Source organism: Kitasatospora cystarginea, from assembly GCF_039533515.1.
Taxonomy (GTDB): Bacteria; Actinomycetota; Actinomycetes; order Streptomycetales; family Streptomycetaceae; genus Kitasatospora; species Kitasatospora cystarginea.
The window spans coordinates 120825-137828 of sequence record NZ_BAAATR010000014.1 but is presented as its reverse complement, the minus strand read 5'-3'; the positions used below and the strand labels follow the sequence as shown (position 1 = coordinate 137828).

18 protein-coding genes are annotated in these 17004 nt (G+C 71.2%); 9 read left to right on the top strand and 9 right to left on the bottom strand.

The features are described from left to right. Positions 1 to 10: 10 nt before the first annotated feature. The 7 genes from ABD369_RS17815 to ABD369_RS17785 form a co-directional block, all read right to left on the bottom strand. Positions 11 to 838: an HAD family hydrolase gene (locus ABD369_RS17815; protein ID WP_344637399.1), complete on the bottom strand. Its 828-nt coding sequence runs from the start codon at positions 836 to 838 to the stop codon at positions 11 to 13. A 130-nt stretch (positions 839 to 968) separates the two neighbouring features. Then, positions 969 to 1535 carry a hypothetical protein gene (locus ABD369_RS17810; protein WP_344637398.1) on the bottom strand — a complete coding sequence of 189 codons (567 nt, stop codon included), beginning with the start codon at positions 1533 to 1535 and terminating at the stop codon, positions 969 to 971. A 173-nt stretch (positions 1536 to 1708) separates the two neighbouring features. Next, the gene (locus ABD369_RS17805; protein ID WP_344637397.1) at positions 1709 to 2938 is read right to left on the bottom strand and encodes a serine hydrolase domain-containing protein; all 1230 of its coding nucleotides are present in this window, start codon (positions 2936 to 2938) and stop codon (positions 1709 to 1711) included. A 293-nt stretch (positions 2939 to 3231) separates the two neighbouring features. Beyond that, positions 3232 to 3633, bottom strand: coding sequence for a DNA-binding protein (locus tag ABD369_RS17800; protein WP_344637396.1), 402 nt, complete (start codon positions 3631 to 3633; stop codon positions 3232 to 3234). Beyond that, positions 3630 to 3878: a type II toxin-antitoxin system CcdA family antitoxin gene (locus ABD369_RS17795; protein ID WP_344637395.1), complete on the bottom strand. Its 249-nt coding sequence runs from the start codon at positions 3876 to 3878 to the stop codon at positions 3630 to 3632. The genes ABD369_RS17800 and ABD369_RS17795 overlap by 4 nt, the downstream gene beginning before the upstream one ends. Positions 3879 to 4077: 199 nt before the next feature. Then, positions 4078 to 5334 (bottom strand): hypothetical protein, encoded by a 1257-nt coding sequence (locus tag ABD369_RS17790; protein ID WP_344637394.1) that lies wholly within the window; start codon positions 5332 to 5334, stop codon positions 4078 to 4080. A gap of 53 nt (positions 5335 to 5387) precedes the next feature. Further along, positions 5388 to 5666 (bottom strand): hypothetical protein, encoded by a 279-nt coding sequence (locus ABD369_RS17785; RefSeq protein ID WP_344637393.1) that lies wholly within the window; start codon positions 5664 to 5666, stop codon positions 5388 to 5390. A 749-nt stretch (positions 5667 to 6415) separates the two neighbouring features. Between ABD369_RS17785 and ABD369_RS17780 the strand changes: the two genes are divergently transcribed. From ABD369_RS17780 to ABD369_RS17740, 9 genes are all read left to right on the top strand, one after another. After that, positions 6416 to 7303, top strand: coding sequence for an LLM class flavin-dependent oxidoreductase (locus tag ABD369_RS17780; protein WP_344637392.1), 888 nt, complete (start codon positions 6416 to 6418; stop codon positions 7301 to 7303). 295 nt (positions 7304 to 7598) lie between these two features. Continuing rightward, entirely contained in the window at positions 7599 to 8498 is a 900-nt protein-coding gene (locus ABD369_RS17775; RefSeq protein WP_344637391.1) for a hypothetical protein, read from the top strand. A 74-nt stretch (positions 8499 to 8572) separates the two neighbouring features. After that, positions 8573 to 9421, top strand: coding sequence for a hypothetical protein (locus ABD369_RS17770; RefSeq protein ID WP_344637390.1), 849 nt, complete (start codon positions 8573 to 8575; stop codon positions 9419 to 9421). After that, the gene (locus tag ABD369_RS17765; RefSeq protein ID WP_344637389.1) at positions 9418 to 10248 is read left to right on the top strand and encodes a hypothetical protein; all 831 of its coding nucleotides are present in this window, start codon (positions 9418 to 9420) and stop codon (positions 10246 to 10248) included. The genes ABD369_RS17770 and ABD369_RS17765 overlap by 4 nt, the downstream gene beginning before the upstream one ends. Then, on the top strand, positions 10245 to 11249 hold the full coding sequence (locus ABD369_RS17760; protein WP_344637388.1) for a hypothetical protein: 1005 nt from the start codon (positions 10245 to 10247) through the stop codon (positions 11247 to 11249). The genes ABD369_RS17765 and ABD369_RS17760 overlap by 4 nt, the downstream gene beginning before the upstream one ends. A gap of 124 nt (positions 11250 to 11373) precedes the next feature. Then, positions 11374 to 12414 carry an ABC transporter ATP-binding protein gene (locus ABD369_RS17755; protein ID WP_344637387.1) on the top strand — a complete coding sequence of 347 codons (1041 nt, stop codon included), beginning with the start codon at positions 11374 to 11376 and terminating at the stop codon, positions 12412 to 12414. Further along, on the top strand, positions 12398 to 13315 hold the full coding sequence (locus ABD369_RS17750; protein ID WP_344637386.1) for an ABC transporter permease: 918 nt from the start codon (positions 12398 to 12400) through the stop codon (positions 13313 to 13315). The genes ABD369_RS17755 and ABD369_RS17750 overlap by 17 nt, the downstream gene beginning before the upstream one ends. 12 nt (positions 13316 to 13327) lie before the next feature. Next, positions 13328 to 14245, top strand: a complete 918-nt coding sequence (locus ABD369_RS17745) for an ABC transporter ATP-binding protein (protein ID WP_344637385.1) — start codon at positions 13328 to 13330, stop codon at positions 14243 to 14245. A gap of 30 nt (positions 14246 to 14275) precedes the next feature. Further along, positions 14276 to 14992 carry an ABC transporter permease gene (locus tag ABD369_RS17740; RefSeq protein ID WP_344637384.1) on the top strand — a complete coding sequence of 239 codons (717 nt, stop codon included), beginning with the start codon at positions 14276 to 14278 and terminating at the stop codon, positions 14990 to 14992. A 57-nt stretch (positions 14993 to 15049) separates the two neighbouring features. On the opposite strand, the gene ABD369_RS17735 is transcribed toward ABD369_RS17740, so the two are convergent. Together ABD369_RS17735 and ABD369_RS17730 are read right to left on the bottom strand one after the other, a co-directional pair. Beyond that, a complete protein-coding gene (locus ABD369_RS17735; protein ID WP_344637383.1) occupies positions 15050 to 15490 on the bottom strand; it encodes an SRPBCC family protein in 441 nt (146 codons plus the stop codon). 131 nt (positions 15491 to 15621) lie between these two features. After that, positions 15622 to 16848 carry a CynX/NimT family MFS transporter gene (locus tag ABD369_RS17730; protein ID WP_344637382.1) on the bottom strand — a complete coding sequence of 409 codons (1227 nt, stop codon included), beginning with the start codon at positions 16846 to 16848 and terminating at the stop codon, positions 15622 to 15624. Positions 16849 to 17004: the final 156 nt, after the last annotated feature.

The window sequence follows — 17004 nt, the reverse complement described above, 5'->3', positions numbered from 1 at the left end:
CCGCGCGGGGTCAGCCCCGTTCGAGCAGTTCCTCGATCGCCACCGCCACGCCGTCGTGCTCGTTGCTGACGGTGTGCTGCGCGACCGCAGCCAGCACCTCGGGGTGGGCGTTGGCGACGGCGTACGAGGTACCGGCCCAGGCCAGCATCTCCAGGTCGTTCGGCATGTCGCCGAAGGCCACCACCTCGGAGCGGTCGATCCCCTGTTCACGGCACCAACTGGCCAGCGTGCTGGCCTTGGTGACCCCGAGCGCGCTGATCTCCAGCAGGGCGACCGGCGCGGAGCGGGTGATCTCGGCGAGGTGTCCGGCGACCCGGCGGGCCTCTGCCAGGAAGGCGTCCGGATCGAGGTCGGAGTGCTGGGCGAGCACCTTGTAGAGTCCGCGCACCCGACCCTGCGGAGCCAGCAGCTCCTCGGCCGGGGCGGCCGGCCGGATGTCGTCGTCACCCCACATCCTGAGCTCGTACTCGGGTTCGCGGGCGAACCCGTCCAGGTGCTCGAAGGCGAAGGCGGTACCCGGCAGCGCCTCCCGCAGCGCCGTGATCACGGCCAGCGCGTCCGCCGGGCCAAGCGGGAAGACCTCCACCATCTCGCCCTGCCGGACGTCGAAGACCGCTCCGCCGTTGGAGCAGATCGCCACCCCGTGACCGCCGATGTGCGGGCTGATCTGCTGCATCCAGCGCGGCGGCCGCCCGGTCACGAACACCACCTGCAGGCCTGCCTCCTCGGCCGCCGCCAGCGCGGCGGCCGTCCGTTCGGAGACGGTCCCGCTCGGGCAGAGCAGGGTGCCGTCGAGGTCGGTCGCGATCAGGCGGGGGCGCACGGGGTTGGTGGTCACCGCTCCATCTTCGCGCACCCGCCCGGTGCCGCCTCCGGCCGGCTCGGGCGGCGGCCCCGCCCGGTGCCCGGTGCCCGGCGCCCGGGGCCCGGGGCCTCCCGGCGTACCGGGACGGGCGGGGCGAGGCCGGTCAGGAGTGCCAGAGCTCCTTGATCTCGGTGATCTCCCCGGAGGAGTTCTGAGTGATGTCGTAGACCGGGAAGGCGGAGCAGGTCAGCGGGGGCTTCACGTTCTGGCCGCCGTCCAGGCAGTCACCGATGTGGTTCCAGAGCTCGCCGACCGCGACCGACTTGTAGCCGACCGATCCGGCGGCGAGCTCGGCCTTGGCGTGCGGCGCGAAGACGAACCTCTCCGGGCTGCCGACCGCCTCCCAGTGGCCGTCGTTGGGGTCGCAGGCGAACTTGGTCGCCTTGGCGAGCATGGTGTTCTGCTTGGGCTGCTGCACCGGTTGGACGATCTTGTGGCCCGCCGGGAGCTTGGCCGGGGTGCAGTTCTCCCCGGGGTCCCCGTCGGGAGCGCTCGAGGACTTGCCGGCGGGCGCCGGCTTCGCCGTACCGGAGGCAGCGCCGGAAGCCGTGGCGGACGGTGCCGCAGGGGCCGCCGAGGAGCCGCCCTTCGGGTCGTTGGGATCGCACCCGACCAGCCCGAGAGCGGCGACGGTGAGCACGGCGGCGGCAAGCAGTCTGCGAGAGGACATCGGATAGGTTTCCCCCATGGTTGTGACGCGGCGTCGGGCCGCGCTGACGGCGAGACAGGCTATCGATCCGTGCCGACACCTGCTCACGCAGCCCGCCACTGCTCACCCGGCTCTCACATCCCGTCCACGCAGCTGCATCTGACTGACAGTTCGATAGTGCCTCCGGGGGGGCGTCAGTGCCCGGCGGGCTTGAGGGCGGCCATCAGCAGCCGGTTGGAGAGTGCGGTCGGACGGCCGTTGTTCAGGTCGGTGGTGGAGACCGAGAAGACGCCCTTCATCGACAGGTCGCGGGTGGCGAACACGCCGTTGGCGTAGCCGAGGTCGTGGCCCGTCTTGCCCCAGAGCACGGTGCCGTCGGGCAGCGGGTTGCCCATCAGTCCGGCACCGAAGCAGGCCGGACCCGGATTGCCCTTGCCGTCGGTGCAGTTGGAGTTGTCGAAGTACTTGAGCGTCTTGCCGTCGCTGCCCTCGGGCAGCCGGAACATCTCGTCCAGCTGGGCGGCGGGCAGCAGCCGGCCCTGGAACAGCGCGGTGATGAAGTGGTCCAGGTCGGACGGGGTGGAGATCATGTTGGACGGATTGCCGCCCTGCTCGCTGACATCGACCGCCCTGCCGTCGCCGCTGGTCAGGTAGCCGTGCAGGTACGGGCGGGGCATCCGGGTGCGGTCCTCGGGCACGGAGGTCTGCGAGAGGTGCAGCGGCTTGATGATCCGCTCGGTGACCTCGTCCCTGAACGAGTTGCCGGTGATCTGCTCGATCAGCTTCCCGGCGATCCGGAAGCCCAGCGAGTTGTACTGCTGCGCGGTGCCGGGCGCGAAGTTCGGGCCCGGCGCCGGGCGGCCGAGCGGGCGCAGGGTGTCCTGGATGACCTGGTCGAAGGTGCGGTAGTCGTACCGGTGGGCGATCAGGTAGTCCGCCGACTGGTCCGGTGCCCCCTGGTCGACGTCCGGCAGGCCGCTGGTCATGTTGAGCAGCTCGCGCACGGTGATGGGCTGCCGGAAGGTGTCCGGCAGCAGTCCCGGCATGTAGTGCTGGACGGTCTGGTCCAGGTCGATCCTTCCCTCGGCCGCCAGCTGCAGGACCACCACGGTCTCGAAGGTCTTGGAGATGCTGCCGATGTGGAAGTGCGCGTCGGCCGGAACACTCCGTCCGGTCACCGTGTCACCGGACGACCCCTGCCACACCTGGCCGCCCTTGACCACCCGGGCGATGGCCCCCGCCGCCCCCTCCCCCGGCCGGGGCTGGATCGCCGCCTGCAGCGCCGCGGTGTCCAGCGTCTGCTGCCCCACCCGCGCCGCGACCCGCTCGCTCGCCATCGCCTGTCCGCCGACCACGGCAGTGGTCCCGACCGCGGCCGCACACGCCAGTCCAAGGGCCGAAACGCGTCGCACAAGCTTGTTCACCACTGGCTCCCCAGTCTCCTGAACCGCCTGCCGCGGCTCTCGGCTCACAGCCTGTCCCGCCGCCCCGCCCCCTCGGAACCGGTGATCGCCCTGACCGCACCCCGAGACGCCCCTGACGCCCGGTCAGGTCCGTGCGGTCGCCGGCAGCGGGGCGGCCGGGGCGACTTCCATCGAGGGAATCCGAGGCCATCGAGCGGATCCGGCTCGGCGCCCTCGTCACCTCGGTCAAGCCTCGTTCACCTATTGCATCCTGAGCTGCGGAAACGCTCGACAGGGGCGTCCGGGCGCCGGGTTCAGATCGGGATGAGTCGGACGCGGGTTCCGCAGAGTCTCGCCATGTCGTCGACGTCGGAGGTGAGCATGGCCACCGGTCCCGGCTGGCGCAGTGCCATTTCGGCGACAGTCGCGTCGATCGCGCACTTGTGGCCGTGCAGACCGGCGTGCTTGAGCAGTTCCGCCGCCGCCTTGGCCGAACTCTCGGTGACCGCCTCGACCCTGATCCGGGAGAGCGCCCAGTTCAGTCGCGCCACGTTCACGCGAGCGTGCGCGACTTCCACGATCGTGTTGGCGCAGGCAGCGAACTCGGCGCCCATGGCGACGAACACCTGCAACCTGACGAGTAGTCGGCGATCCTGTGCGATCCAGGCGGACAACCCCTGGGAGTCGAGAACGACCGTCTCGAAGCGCTCGGTCACGCAGCGCTCGCCGAGTCCGTGGCCCCTCCGGGCCCGAAGATCTCCGCGTGTGCCTCGGCCAGCTCCTCGTCGGTGAATTCGCCGTGTTCCGCCTGATAACGGCGAAGGTCTTCAGCGAGCAGCTGGTGCCTGATCTGCCGCGCGACCGCCTCGGCGACGTAGCCGGAGACGTTGTCCGTGAGCTTCTTCAGCTCGGCCACCTGCTCGGTGGGCAGGGTTACTGTGATCCGGGTGGTAGCTCCCATGGGGAAAGCATACTGCGGTATGTCTCGGCTTCAGGGCCTTTCGCGACGTGGGTCGTGGCATGCGTCCGAGTATCGTGATCCTCCCCGTCCACTGGTGGGGCGAAGGGCGGAGGAGGAGATGGTCGGCCTGCTCCCGGCTCGCGGGTACTCGCTTCGGTTCCTTGCGCGTCAGCATGCCCTCGACTGCGGCCCTGCGCTCTTACGCGTGATCGGGCTGGCGCGGCACGCGCCGTGCTCTGGCGAACTTCCGTCCTCGGTTATCAGCGGCGAGTTCGATGAGGCGCTCGCCGATCACGGAAACGCCGGGTCGGGGCTCCTGCGCGTAGTACCAGGGCTTGCGTCGGCGCAGCAGGGCCTCGCCGTCCTCGCTCCAGGTGAATCCAGATTTCCGCAGCAGCTTTCGGAACACCGCGTCGACGGTCTCCGGGTACGCGGCGGCCAGTCGGCGGATCGGTAGTGGCGCGATCGACTCCTCGCGCAGGTATGTGCGCAACAGGTCCTGGTGCTGCCTGCGCCCCGGGAGGTCCGGGTTGGCGAAGAGGTCTCGCAGCAGCCCGTAGTCCGCGTAGAAGTTGAGTCCGTCGACCTCGTCGTAGATGACGCCGATGGTGTCCGAGTCCGCGAGTTCTTGTGGCAGTTCGAAGGCCGGAAAGTCGAGGCCCGGGAGTCGCCTGCCTCGGGCACGGTCGGGGTGCCCGGCGACGGCGGCCTCCTGCCGGTGCCGGTAGTAGGCGTTGAGCCGGTCCTCGGTCTCGGCTGGGGGAAGGACCAGTTCGTCGGCGCCGCAGAACTCGACGAACGCGGCCCGGTCCTCCCGCATCCGTTCCCATCCCTGCTCCATCTTCTCGGGGTTGCGGAAGACCAGTTCAGGGTGGCTCGTCGCCAATTGGAGCGCGGCCTGGGCGATCTCGGTGGCGCTGGACCTCGGGTAGGACGACATCGCTCCGGAGATCAGCCACGCGCCGTCGGCCGAGTGGACGGGCACCAGGCAGGCGAGAAGGAATCCTCCCTTGGACGCCTTGTGGAAGGCCCCCCGTCCGACGTTCGAGTACGTGCGGTACTCCATGTCGTCGACCAGGTTCAGCAGGACGACGCCATCCCCGTCCTTGCGCCGGATCTCGAAGATGCCCTCGACCGGGTCACGCCAGCCGAGCAGCATCTCCCGGTCGCCTTCGCTCAAGTCCCGCCGCCCGGCGACGAAGCGGTCCACCACGGTCGCACCGTCCGGCAGACGGTACCGCAGGATGAAGTGGTCGATGATCCGGATTGCCTCGCTCTCGTCCAGCCGCCGCTCAGGGCCTGCGGCCTCCAGCAGGAGGGGAGTCAGCCACCGGTCGAAGCGCGCGCTCTGCGCGAAGGCGACCAGCTCGCCCTTCAACTCGGCGCTGCGCTCGATCAGTTCGCTGAGCGAGCGCTCGTCGATGCCGTGATTAGCGTCCTGCGCGGCGATCGCCATGTCCTGCCTTTCTTCACAAGCCAGTTCCGAGGTGTTGTGTGAGCTGTTTGGCGTCAGGCGGCCCAGTGTCGGTAGGCCTCGATCCACTCGGAGCCCTCCGGGGCAGGTGTCGGCATCGGCAGGTCCAGGATCCCGATCTTCTGTCGAGCGGGGCCGCGAGAGCACAGTGCGACGATCCGGCCGTCCTGTGCGAGGTCGATGCCGCGCACGGTCACCTCGACCCCGAGAACCGTCGTGCTGAACGGCACCGCGAGGTTCTCCTCGATCATGGTGAACAAGCCGGTCAGCTGCTCGTCCTCGCCGTAGGCGTCGACAGTGGCCTCATCGATCATTGCCTCAAGCTCGGCCCTACCCAGAACACCCATGGCGCCACGTTAGCGGTCACGCAGGTGACGTCGCCGCGGGTTGCCCGAACCTCACCCGCCGGAGCGTAAGCGGTCAAGGGAAGCAAGGTACGGCCGAACAGGAAGACCCCGGGAACGGCCAAGGGCCTCAAGTTGCCCAACGGAAAGATCCTGACGAGCCCCAGCAGCAAGGGCGCGGCTCCGGTGCTGGATCCCGACGTCCAGGCCATCCTCGATACGGCGAAGGCTCCGGGGGACGGCCACGGCAAGTGTGGGCTCCCGGTGCTGCTGACGGAGGCTCTGAACAATGGCGATGATCCCACCGGAGCCGCCGCGGCTGCCGTGATCATCCGCCACCGGTGCGCCTGCGGAGCTGACCCAAGCGCAGGTTGACGGGCGCTTCTGCGCGATCATCACCGACCTCGTCGGTACTCCTACCACGTCTGGCCCCGTGGTCCCAGGCCTGTCTGCCGCACGGCCCCCACGACCCTGCCGCCGACGCCCTACGCCGGGGGCCGCTGGCTCCGCCTGCGCGACGCGTGGGTACCCTGCGCGATCGCCTGACCCACCGCGCCTAGGTGGCTGTGCATGCGCGACGAAGCGACCTGGCAGGGCCTCGACCGGCTGGGCGGGGCCGAACTGCCGGCCGGCCCGGGGCAGCCGGTGCACGGCCCCGCGGACAGGGCGGAGGTTTGCCTTCCTGAAGAGGTGACCACGGCTCCCGTAGGGTCGAGGGCATGCGTCTGAGTACCGTGATCCTCCCCATCCACCGGTGGGGCGAGGGGCAGAAGATCTGGCGGCGGGCCGAGGAGCTCGGGTTTCACGCCGCGTACACGTATGACCACCTGAGTTGGCGGTCCTTCCAGGACGAGCCGTGGTTCGGGGCGATCCCGACGCTGGCGGCGGCGGCGGTGGCCACCGAGCGGATCCGGCTCGGGACGCTGGTGACCTCGCCGAACTTCCGGCACCCGGTCACGCTGGCGAAGGAGCTGATGTCGGTCGACGACGTCTCCGGCGGGCGGCTGACGGTGGGGATCGGGGCCGGCGGGGTCGGGTTCGACGCCACCGCGATGGGCCAGGAGGCCTGGACGCCCAAGGAGCGCGCGGAGCGCTTCGGGGAGTTCCTGCCGCTGCTGGACAAGCTGCTGACGCAGGACGCCACGACCCACGAGGGCCGGTTCTACTCGGCGGTGGAGGCGCGGAACATCCCGGGCTGCGTGCAGCGGCCGCGGGTGCCGTTCTACGTGGCGGCGACCGGTCCGCGCGGGCTGCGGCTGGCGGCCGAGCACGGGCAGGGCTGGGTCACGTACGGCGACCCGAAGGGGCCCGCGGCGATGCCGGCGGAGCAGGCGCCCGCCGTCATCGAGGCGCAGCTGGAGAAGCTGACGGCGGCCTGCGAGGCGCAGGGCCGGGACGTGGCGACCCTGGAGAAGGTGCTGCTGCAGGGGTCGACCGCGGAGAAGCCGCTGCAGTCGGTGGGCGCCTTCGTCGACTGGGCGGGGACGTACCGCGAGTTCGGCATCACCGAGCTGGTGATCCACTGGCCGGTGCCGGACTCGATCTTCGAGAACGACCTCGCGGTCTTCGAGGAGATCGCCACCGAGGGCCTCTCGCAGCTGGGCTGAGCCCGGCCGCGGACGGGCGGCGCCGGGGTGCCCGAGCGGGCGCCCCGGCGCCGTGCCGTCCACGGGATCCGCCGCAGGGCAGACTCGTCGCGGCCGGGGCCCGTTGCGGTTCGATCACGACGTGTCCGATTGATCGGCCAATGCGCCGACTGTCGGGAACTATCGTGTTGTTGAAGGGGTTGACGAGATCTCATAATCCTGCTGAACGCGTTGCGGCCGGTCCGCGCGGAGCCGGCGGGGGGCGGCCCGGACCGGGATCGCGCGCGGCGTCATCCATTCACAGTGGGGGAATCCCTTGTCCGCGCCCGAAACCGCGCCGGTCGACAACGCGTCGCCTGGCAGAGCGCCGTCCGACACCGTGCCGCCTGACCACGTACCGTCGGACGGCGCGCCGTCCGACCCGCCCGCACCCAAGGCCGTACCGGGGCCCGGGCGCGGGCTGCCGCGCGCCGTGGGCATCGCGCTGGCGACGGCCGGTCTGCTCGCCGTGACCGCGACCAGTGCCGCGGTCACCGTCGCCGTGGGCAGGCCGACGGCGCACCCGGCCGCCTCGGCCGCCGGTCCCGCAGCATCGGCCACGGCCACGGGCACCACCCCGACCGCCGCCCCGGCCGCGGGCCGGAGCCCGGGCGCCGCCCCGAGCACGAGCGCAGCGCCGACCCCCACCCCGAGCAGCACCCTGCACGGCACCGTGAACGGCGACACGCACGGCGGCGACCTCCGCTACTTCCTGCTGCCGATGCCGGACGGCGCCGAGCCCTACGGCTCCCCCGACGGCACCGGGCTGAGCGTCAAGGACATCGCCGCCCAGTACAGCAACGCCGGCGAGATCCCCTCCGTGCTGGACTCGTACGGCTACCAGGACGAGGGCGCCTACCGCCGGTACCGCTCCGCGGACGGCAGGCAGGAGGTCGAGACCCGGCTGCTGCGCTTCAAGTCCCGCGCCATGGCGCAGGAGTTCGCGCAGGCGGAGACCTTCAAGAACGGCGAGGGCTTCGGCATCGACGGCGACGACTCGGCCAAGGGGTACCTGATGAAGCCGCGTCAGGAGGCCTGGACCGGCAGGCTGGTCGGGGTGGGCTACGTCGGCGACGTCCAGTACGAGATCACCGTCTTCGTGAAGGGCACACCGGACAAGTCGCAGCTGATGGACGTGATGAAGCGCCAGCGCGAGCGGCTGTCCGACGGCGGCTGAGCCGCCGCGGCCTCACGACACCGGCCTTCGATTCCCTTCCGACACAGCGGTCGAACCGCCGCACTGGAGAAAACGTGATCACCCACGAGACCGAAGAGTCTCCCGAGCGGCACCAGGGCCAGGAGCCGGGAGGGGCAGCCGAGTTCGGCGATGTCGTCTCGTCCGGTCTGCCCGAGCCCGAGCCCGCCGTGAATTTGGACGCCGGTCCGGACGCCGGGCGCCGCCGCCCCCGTACCGTGACGCTGCTGGCCGGCGCACTGCTGCTGGGTCCGCTGCTGGGCGCCGGCGTCGGCTACTCGATCCAGGCCGCCCGTCCCGAGACGCCGCTGCCGTCGCTGCACGTCGCAGTGGAGAGCTACCCCGCCACCCCGCTGGACCCGACGGCCGCCGCCGAGGCCGAGCCGAAGCCGCTCGCGATCGACGGTGACCTGCGCAAGCTGCTGATCAGCAAGCCCGACGGCGCGGACGACTGGGACAACTACGGCCACGGCGACGGGTCCGGCTGGCTCAGCGTCGGAGCGAAGGCCGGTTCGTACGGCGGCGCGGACCGGCAGTTCAGGAATCTGGTCCACGGCGGCTTCCGCCGGGACGCGATGGTCGCCTGGACCAAGGGCGGCAACAACTACCGGGTCGAGCTGATCCAGTTCGACGAGGACCACGTCTCCTCCGCGGTCGACTGGGCCCAGGGGGACACCGGCAGCGGCACCGGCATCGACGGCACGCTGGACGGCACGGTGCACGGCACCTATCTGGCGCGGACCCAGCAGGACCACTTCGCCGACAGCACCACCACCTACTACTTCGGGAGCGCCACCGCCCGGCGTGGCAACGTCGTGATGGTGGTCAGCATCTACTCCCAGAGCCGGGTCTCCGCCGACGAGCTCAAGGACATCGCCGAGCAGCAGTGGAAGCGACTGGTATGAGCGAGACCACCGGCATGACCGGTACGGACGAGGCCGTCACCGAGCAGCACCCGGCCCCGGCAGGCGAGTCGAAGCCCAGGCCGAAGCCCGGCCCGGCACTGCGCGCGGGTGCGGCGGTGGTCGCGGCGGCACTGCTCGGGGTCGGGATCGGCGTCGGCATACTGAAGGTCCGGTACCGCGACCCGGAGCCCGACACCGCCGCCCGGGACACCGCGCCCACCGCGGCGCCGAGCACTCCGGCAGGGTCCTCCTACGGCGCCAAGTCCAACGGCACGCACTTCGGTTCGATGCGCGACCTGCTGCTGCCGGTGCCCGCCGGCTACACGCTGGGCCCGGACGCCGGGGCGTACGGCAACGACACCGAACTGACGGAGGACCAGCGCAAGGCCTGGGTCGACGACCAGATCCAGGCCCTGCCGCAGAAGCTCCGGGACGACGTGCGCAAGGTCTGGCAGGACGTGCCGCTGAAGGGCGGCGGGGTCCGCAGCTACGCCGATGCCGCCGGTGGTGACCTGGTGGTCACCATCTGGCTGCTCCAGTACCACCAGGACGCGGTGAAGGCGGACAACGCCTTCGTGGGCGCGATGGCGTCGGACTCCGGGCTGTTCCGCGAGGGGCCGCAGGTGCCGGGACACCAGGAGGCGCACTGCTACCTGCCGTCCGCGCCGCCGGGCGAGAAGCTCGACGCGCTGATCTGCTCGGCGGCGGTGGGCGACCTCCGGGTCGAGACGAGGGTGGAGGGCGTGGCGCCGCTGCCCAAGGACAAGGTCGTGACCCTTCTCCGCCGGCAACTCGACCGGCTCGCCCTGCCAGGAGCATCCGCATGACCGAGAGCACCCGACCCGACGCGCCGGTCGAGCCCGCTGCGCCTGCGCCCGCCCCCGCTCCCGCGAAGCCCGCACCCGAGCCCGCCGCGGTGTCCCCGGATCCGGTGAACCCCTGGGCCGTCTCCGCCGAGGCGAGCGCAGCCGAGGCCGCCCGGAAGGCGGGCCGCACGACCGCCCTGCGCTGGGGCGCCACCGCCCTCCTCCTGCTGCTCTCGGGGACCGCGACGGCGGTGGCGGTCACAGCGCAGGACCGGACCGACATCCCCGGTCTGCGGACCACGAACGACGGCCGGTATGCGTTCCCGGCGCTGACGCTGCCTCCGCTGCCGTCCGGCAAGCCCGTACCGAGCGCCGACCCGGCGAACCGGCGCCACTACGCGGATCTGCGCGGACTGCTGCTGCCCGCTCCCAAGGGAGCGTCGGACGAAGCCGGTCCCCCGGCCGCGCCCGCAACGGCGGTCGCGAGCGCCGCGCCGTCCGCCGGCACGTCCCCCTCCGCGAGCACCGCATCCTCCACCGCGGCCGCCACGCCCGCCGCGCCGTCCGCGACCGCCGTTGCGGGCGCCGCCCGGGTGAGCTGTGCGGACTACGCGAACCGTCACAAGTCCCCGGCCGTGCTCACCGCGATGCTCGACGAGAACGCCTGCCGCGCCGCGGCCAGGCGCGTGTGGACCGGGCCGGACGGCACCCGCACCGAGATCTGGCTGCTCTCCTTCGGTTCGCGCACCGAGGCCGCCGCCTTCGCCCGCGACCTCGGAACGGACGACCTCAAGGACGTGCCGGCGCTGCTCCACGTCAGCCTGCCGATCGACGTGGAGGGGCACACCACGAACCAGCTGCTTCAGACCAAGGAGCGGGCGGCCGGGAAGGACCCGGTCGGCCGGGTGGCCGAGCTGGTCAACGGCGACGTCTTCGGCTCGGTCGTGATGACCAACCCGAAGGGCGTGCCACTCCAGGCATTCCAGCAGGTGACGATCCTTCAGTCCGTCATGCTGGACTGACGCTTGCACGTTGTGGGTCCGATCCCCTAGGGGATCGGACCCACAACGTCATCCCACAGGCGCAAACGGGATTCGTCGCTCCAGCTCATATCGCGCGCGGCCGCCGCGCACTACGTTGGAGGACGTGTCCACTGTCATCAAGACGGACGGCCTCACCAAGAGGTTCCCCCGGGTCACCGCGCTCGACCGGCTCACCGTGGAGGTGCAGCCCGGGGTGGTCGGCCTGGTGGGGGCGAACGGAGCGGGCAAGTCCACACTCATCAAGATCCTGCTCGGGCTCTCCCCGGCGACCTCCGGCACCGGTCAGGTGCTCGGGCTGGACATCGCCACCGAGGGCCCGGCCATCCGTGAGCGGGTCGGCTACATGCCGGAGCACGACTGCCTGCCCCCCGACGTCTCGGCGACCGAGTTCGTCGTCCACATGGCCCGGATGGCAGGTCTCCCGGCGGCCGCCGCCCGCGAGCGCACCGCCGACACCCTGCGGCACGTCGGACTGTACGAGGAGCGCTACCGGCCGATGGGCGGCTACTCGACCGGTATGAAGCAGCGGGTGAAACTCGCCCAGGCACTCGTCCACGACCCGCAGTTGGTCCTGCTGGACGAGCCGACCAACGGCCTGGACCCGGTCGGCCGCGACGACATGCTGGCGCTGATCCGCCGGGTTCACAGCGACTTCGGGATCTCCGTCCTGGTCACCACCCACCTGCTGGGAGAGCTGGAGCGCACCTGCGACCACCTGGTCGTCATCGACGGCGGTCGCCTGCTGCGCTCCTCGTCCACGGCGTCCTTCACCGAGGTCACCCAGCTGCTCGCGGTCGAGGTCACCGACCACCCGACGGACCTCGGCTTCGACGCCGACGAGGCCGTCCGGGCCCGGCTCACCGAGGCGGGGCTGACGGTCGCGCCGGACGGCTCCAGGATCCTGCTGGTCGAGATAAGGGACGACGAGACCTACGACACGGTCCGCGACACCGTCGCCGACCTGGGACTCGGCCTGGTCCGGCTGGAGCAGCGCCGGCACCGGGTCGCCGAGATCTTCGCCGACGACGCCCGAAGCGACGACGCCCGAAGCGACGACACCCGAACGGACCACGCCGACGCTGCCCGAACCGACGACGCCCGAACCGACGCGGCAGGAGGTGCCCACGATGTCGCTGCCCCCTGAGGCCGTGCCCGGCCGGACGGCCGCCGCCGACAGCGGCGTGATCCACGACATCGGCTACCGCTCGTACCGCGGCCCGCGCCTGGGCCGCTCGTACGCCACCCGTTCGCTCTTCGTGCAGAGCCTGCGGGCCGCGTACGGGCTCGGGCGCTCGGGCAAGTCCAAGGTGCTGCCGATGCTGGTGCTCGGTGTCCTGGCGGTGCCCGCAGTGGTGATCGTCGCCGTGGCGATCCTGCAGCACGGCAAGCAGCTGCCGCTGGACTACCCGCAGTACCTGGCCAGTTTCTCGATCTTCATCGAGATCTTCCTGGCCGCCCAGGCACCGGTGCTGATGTCCCGTGACCTGCGCTACCAGACGGTGCCGCTGTACTTCTCGCGGCCGATCACCCGGGGCGACTACGTCCGGGCCAAGTTCGGCTCGATGGTCGCGGCGATGCTGATCCTGATGGCGGTGCCGCTGGTGGTGCTCTACCTCGGCGCGGTCCTCGGCGGACTGCCGCTCGGCCACAACACCGGCCACTTCCTCTACGGACTGGTGGCCGCCGTGCTGTACGCGGTGCTGTTCTCCGCGCTGGGCCTGCTGATCGCCGCGAGCACCCCGCGCCGGGGCTTCGGCGTCGCCGCGATCATGGGTGTGCTGGCGGTCAGCTCGATCATCGCGGGCATCGTCTTCGGCCTGTCGGGCGGGATGCGTGCCGAGGTGCCGGGCTCCGCGCACTGGTCCTCGATGCTCTCCCCGTCGATGCTGGTGGACGGCCTGGTCAACCAGGTCTTCGGCCTGGCCGGCGACTCGCGCGCGACACACGCCCCGGGCGCACTCGGGGTGGCGGTCTTCGCCGCCGAGATCGCCGTACTGGTGCTCGGTTCCTACTGGCTGATGCTCAGCCGCTACCGGAAGATCTGAGAGGGCGTCGGCGTGGCTGTCATCACCATCGACAAGGTCTCCCGCTGGTTCGGCAACGTCGTCGCGGTCAACGACGTGTCCATGAGCATCGGCCCGGGCATCACCGGCCTGCTCGGGCCGAACGGTGCGGGCAAGTCCACCCTCATCCACATGATGAGCGGCTTCCTCGCCCCGTCCGCCGGGGCCGTCACGCTGGACGGCGAGGCGGTCTGGCGCAACCAGCAGGTGTACCGGAAGATCGGCCTGGTCCCCGAACGCGAGTCGATGTACGACTACCTGACCGGCTGGGAGTTCGTGCTCGCCAACGCCGAGCTGCACGGCCTGCCCGACCCGGGCGCGGCGGCGAAGCGGGCCCTGGCCCTGGTCGAGATGGAGTACGCCCAGGAACGCCGCACCGGCACGTACTCCAAGGGCATGAAGCAGCGCGTCAAGATGGCCTCCGCCCTGGTGCACGACCCGTCGGTGCTGCTGCTCGACGAGCCGTTCAACGGCATGGACCCGCGCCAGCGCCTGCACCTGATGGAACTGCTGCGCCGCTTCGGCGAGGACGGCCGGACGGTGCTGTTCTCCTCGCACATCCTGGAGGAGGTCGAGCAGCTCGCCCGCCACATCGAGGTGGTGGTGGCCGGACGGCACGCCGCCTCCGGTGACTTCCGCAGGATCCGGCGGCTGATGACCGACCGGCCGCACCGCTACCTGGTCCGCTCCAGCGACGACCGGCGGCTGGCCGCCGCGCTGATCGCCGACGGCTCCACGGCCGGGATCGAACTCGACTGGCAGGAGCGCGCGTTGCGCATCCAGGCGATCAACTTCCAGGGCTTCACCACCCTGCTGCCCAAGGTCGCCAAGGAGGCCGGCATCCGGCTCTACACCGTCTCCCCGGCCGACGAGTCGCTGGAGAGCGTCTTCTCCTACCTCGTCGCGTCCTGACCCCGCGTTCCACTGGAAGGGCTGGAACCCATGAACCGGACCGTAGCCAGGCTGACCGTACGCGGCTTGCTGGGCCGCCGCCGAGGCGTCCTGCTGCTGGCCGTCCCGGTGCTGCTGCTGGCGGTCTCAGTGGCCGCGCGGAGCTCGGGAGCCGACCGGCACGACCTGGCCGTCAGCATCCTCGGCACGCTCTCGCTCGGCACCCTGGTGCCGATCCTGGGCCTGGTGGTCGGAACGGGCGTGATCGCGACCGAGATCGACGACGGCTCGATCGTCTACCTGCTGGCCAAACCGCTGCCCCGCTGGAAGATCATCACCACCAAGCTGGCCGTGGCGATCGCCACCACCTGGGTGTTCGCCGCCGTCCCGACCCTGCTGGCGGGCCTGATCATCTACGGCACCAAGGACGGCCTGGCCCTCGCCTTCACCCTGGGCACGCTGGTCTCCGGCGCCGCCTACAGCGCGGTCTTCCTGCTGCTCGGCGTGGTCACCCGGCACGCGGTGATCGCCGGCCTGGCGTACGCGCTGGTCTGGGAGAGCCTGGTCGGCAACTTCGTCAGCGGCGCCAAGACCCTCAGCATCCAGCAGTGGGGCCTCTCGGTGGCCAAGGCGTTCGCCGCCGACGGCGCGCTGAGCGCCCCGGTCGCCCTCGGTGCGGCGATCCCGCTGCTGATCGTGATCACCATCGCGGCCACCGCCTTCGCCTCGGTGAAGCTGGCCGGCCTCACCCTCGCGGGCGAGGAGTAGGACCGGAACGGGCGGGCGAACGGCAAGGCCGCCCGCCCGCCCGGGAGCGGCGAGGCGTCACCGCTGGGCCAGGTGCTCCCCGAGGCGGTCGAGGCTGGAGTTGAGGCCCGCCAGGGCCTCCGGGGAGCGGTACATCGGCGGGACGCCGGTCTGGTGGATCACGGCCTCCGTCCGGTCCCCGTCGAGGTCGGCCAGCCGGATGCTGCCCACCAAGGTCGACCCCTCCTGGGCGAAGGTGAGCAGCTCGAGCTCCTTGACCTCCTGGAAGACGCCCTTCATCGGGTACCGGTCCCCGGTCGCGTCGACGACCATGGTGCTGTCGAACCGGCCGCCGGCCCACGGCTCGATGGTGACGGTGTCCAGCGGCACGCTCGTCCCGGCCGGCCCCCAGAAGCGGACGAACTGCTCGGGCTGGACGTACGCCGCGAACACCGCCGCACGGGGCGCGGCGAACTCACGGGTGATGGTGACCTCGCCGAGCTCGTTCGCGTCAGTCATGTCGTTCTCCCACTCTTGGCTCTGCTGTCTGCTTTCACCTGGGTAGACCGGGCGGCGGTGGGAAACTCATCGCTCCGGGGAGAACTTTTTTTCCGGGCCTCCGGAATCCTTCCCCAGGCCCGGAACCCGCCTCAGAGCGTGCGGTCGCGTCCAGCGCCGAAGCCTGCCACGGCGACGACCGCGGCGAGGCACAGCAGCAGGACCAGCGTCAGGTTCCAGCCGCCGGTCGCCTGGTGCAGCGCACCGGCACCGACCGGTCCGACGGCGGCGACCAGATAGCCGATCGCCTGGCTCATCCCGCCCAGCTGGGCGGCGCCCGCCGCGCTGCCGGTCCGCAGCACGATGAAGGCCAGCCCGAGACCGAGCGAACCGCCCTGGGCGACACCGAGCACCGCGGCCGAGACCCAGGCACCGGAGACCGGGGCGAGCAGCAGGCCGGTGATCCCCAGCCCGTTGAGCACCGCCATCGAGACGGCCAGCGCGCGCTGGTTGGTCATCCGGCCGGCCGCCAGCGGTACCAGGAAGGCGCCCGCGACCTGCACCAGGTTGCTGAAGGCGAAGACCAGGCCGGCCTCGCTCCGGTCCATGCCGTGGTCGGCCAGGATGGTCGGCATCCAGGCGACCAGGGTGTAGACCATCAGCGAGGAGATGCCCATGAACAGGCTGATCTGCCAGGCCAGCGGTGAGCGCCAGATCCCCTCGATCGGCTTGCCCGTCGGTGCGGCGGCCACCGCCGCCCGTTCCTGACGGGAGCGCAGCACCTGCGGCAGCCAGGCGAGGGCCGCGATCAGCGCGAGCAGCGACCAGGCACCGAGCGAGCCCGCCCAGCCGCCGATCGCCTTCTCCAACGGCACCGAGGAACCGGCCGCCAGGGTGGCGCCGATCAGCATGGTGGTCGAGTAGGCACCGGTCATGGTCGCGGCTCGGTCCGGGAACTCGCGCTTCACCAGGCCGGGCATCGAGACGTTGAGCACGGCGATCGCGACACCGATCACCACGCAGCCCGCGTACAGCGCGGCCACCGAGGGCAGCACCCGCAGCAGCACTCCGGCGCCCAGCACCAGTACCGCGCCGAGCACCACCCGCTCGGCGCCGAAGCGCCGGGTCAGCCGGGGGGTCAGCGGCGCGCCGACGCCCTGGAAGAGCACCGGAACGGTGGTGATCAGCCCGCTCACGGTCGAGGACAGCCCGAAGGTCCGCTGGATCTCGCCGACCATCGGGGAGACGGCGGCCAGGCAGGCGCGCATGTTGAGCGCGACCAGCACGATGCCGAGCAGCAGCAGCGCGGGGTGGGCGAGCTTGGTGCGAGTGCGGACTACTGGGATGGCGACCGGCTGCTGGGTGCGGGTGACCGACATGGCGGGCTTTCTCTCCGGGCAGGGACCGATGGGGTCCGGGCAGGACTGGCGTCCGGGCAGGACGAACTGGAGGCAGGACGGGCTGAGAGCAGGGGGACTGGAGGCGGTACGGACGGGCGCCGGGGCCGGCGAGGTCAGTCGTGTTCGTACCGGACG

Bases quoted from the DNA above. Each gene is read 5' to 3' on its own strand.
- ABD369_RS17810 (WP_344637398.1), bottom strand. From the start codon at position 1,535: ATGTCCTCTCGCAGACTGCTTGCCGCCGCCGTGCTCACCGTCGCCGCT.
- ABD369_RS17795 (WP_344637395.1), bottom strand. From the start codon at position 3,878: ATGGGAGCTACCACCCGGATCACAGTAACCCTGCCCACCGAGCAGGTG.
- ABD369_RS17790 (WP_344637394.1), bottom strand. From the start codon at position 5,334: ATGGCGATCGCCGCGCAGGACGCTAATCACGGCATCGACGAGCGCTCG.
- ABD369_RS17785 (WP_344637393.1), bottom strand. From the start codon at position 5,666: ATGATCGATGAGGCCACTGTCGACGCCTACGGCGAGGACGAGCAGCTG.
- ABD369_RS17780 (WP_344637392.1), top strand. From the start codon at position 6,416: ATGCGTCTGAGTACCGTGATCCTCCCCATCCACCGGTGGGGCGAGGGG.
- ABD369_RS17765 (WP_344637389.1), top strand. From the start codon at position 9,418: ATGAGCGAGACCACCGGCATGACCGGTACGGACGAGGCCGTCACCGAG.
- ABD369_RS17760 (WP_344637388.1), top strand. From the start codon at position 10,245: ATGACCGAGAGCACCCGACCCGACGCGCCGGTCGAGCCCGCTGCGCCT.
- ABD369_RS17750 (WP_344637386.1), top strand. From the start codon at position 12,398: ATGTCGCTGCCCCCTGAGGCCGTGCCCGGCCGGACGGCCGCCGCCGAC.
- ABD369_RS17740 (WP_344637384.1), top strand. From the start codon at position 14,276: ATGAACCGGACCGTAGCCAGGCTGACCGTACGCGGCTTGCTGGGCCGC.
- ABD369_RS17735 (WP_344637383.1), bottom strand. From the start codon at position 15,490: ATGACTGACGCGAACGAGCTCGGCGAGGTCACCATCACCCGTGAGTTC.
- ABD369_RS17730 (WP_344637382.1), bottom strand. From the start codon at position 16,848: ATGTCGGTCACCCGCACCCAGCAGCCGGTCGCCATCCCAGTAGTCCGC.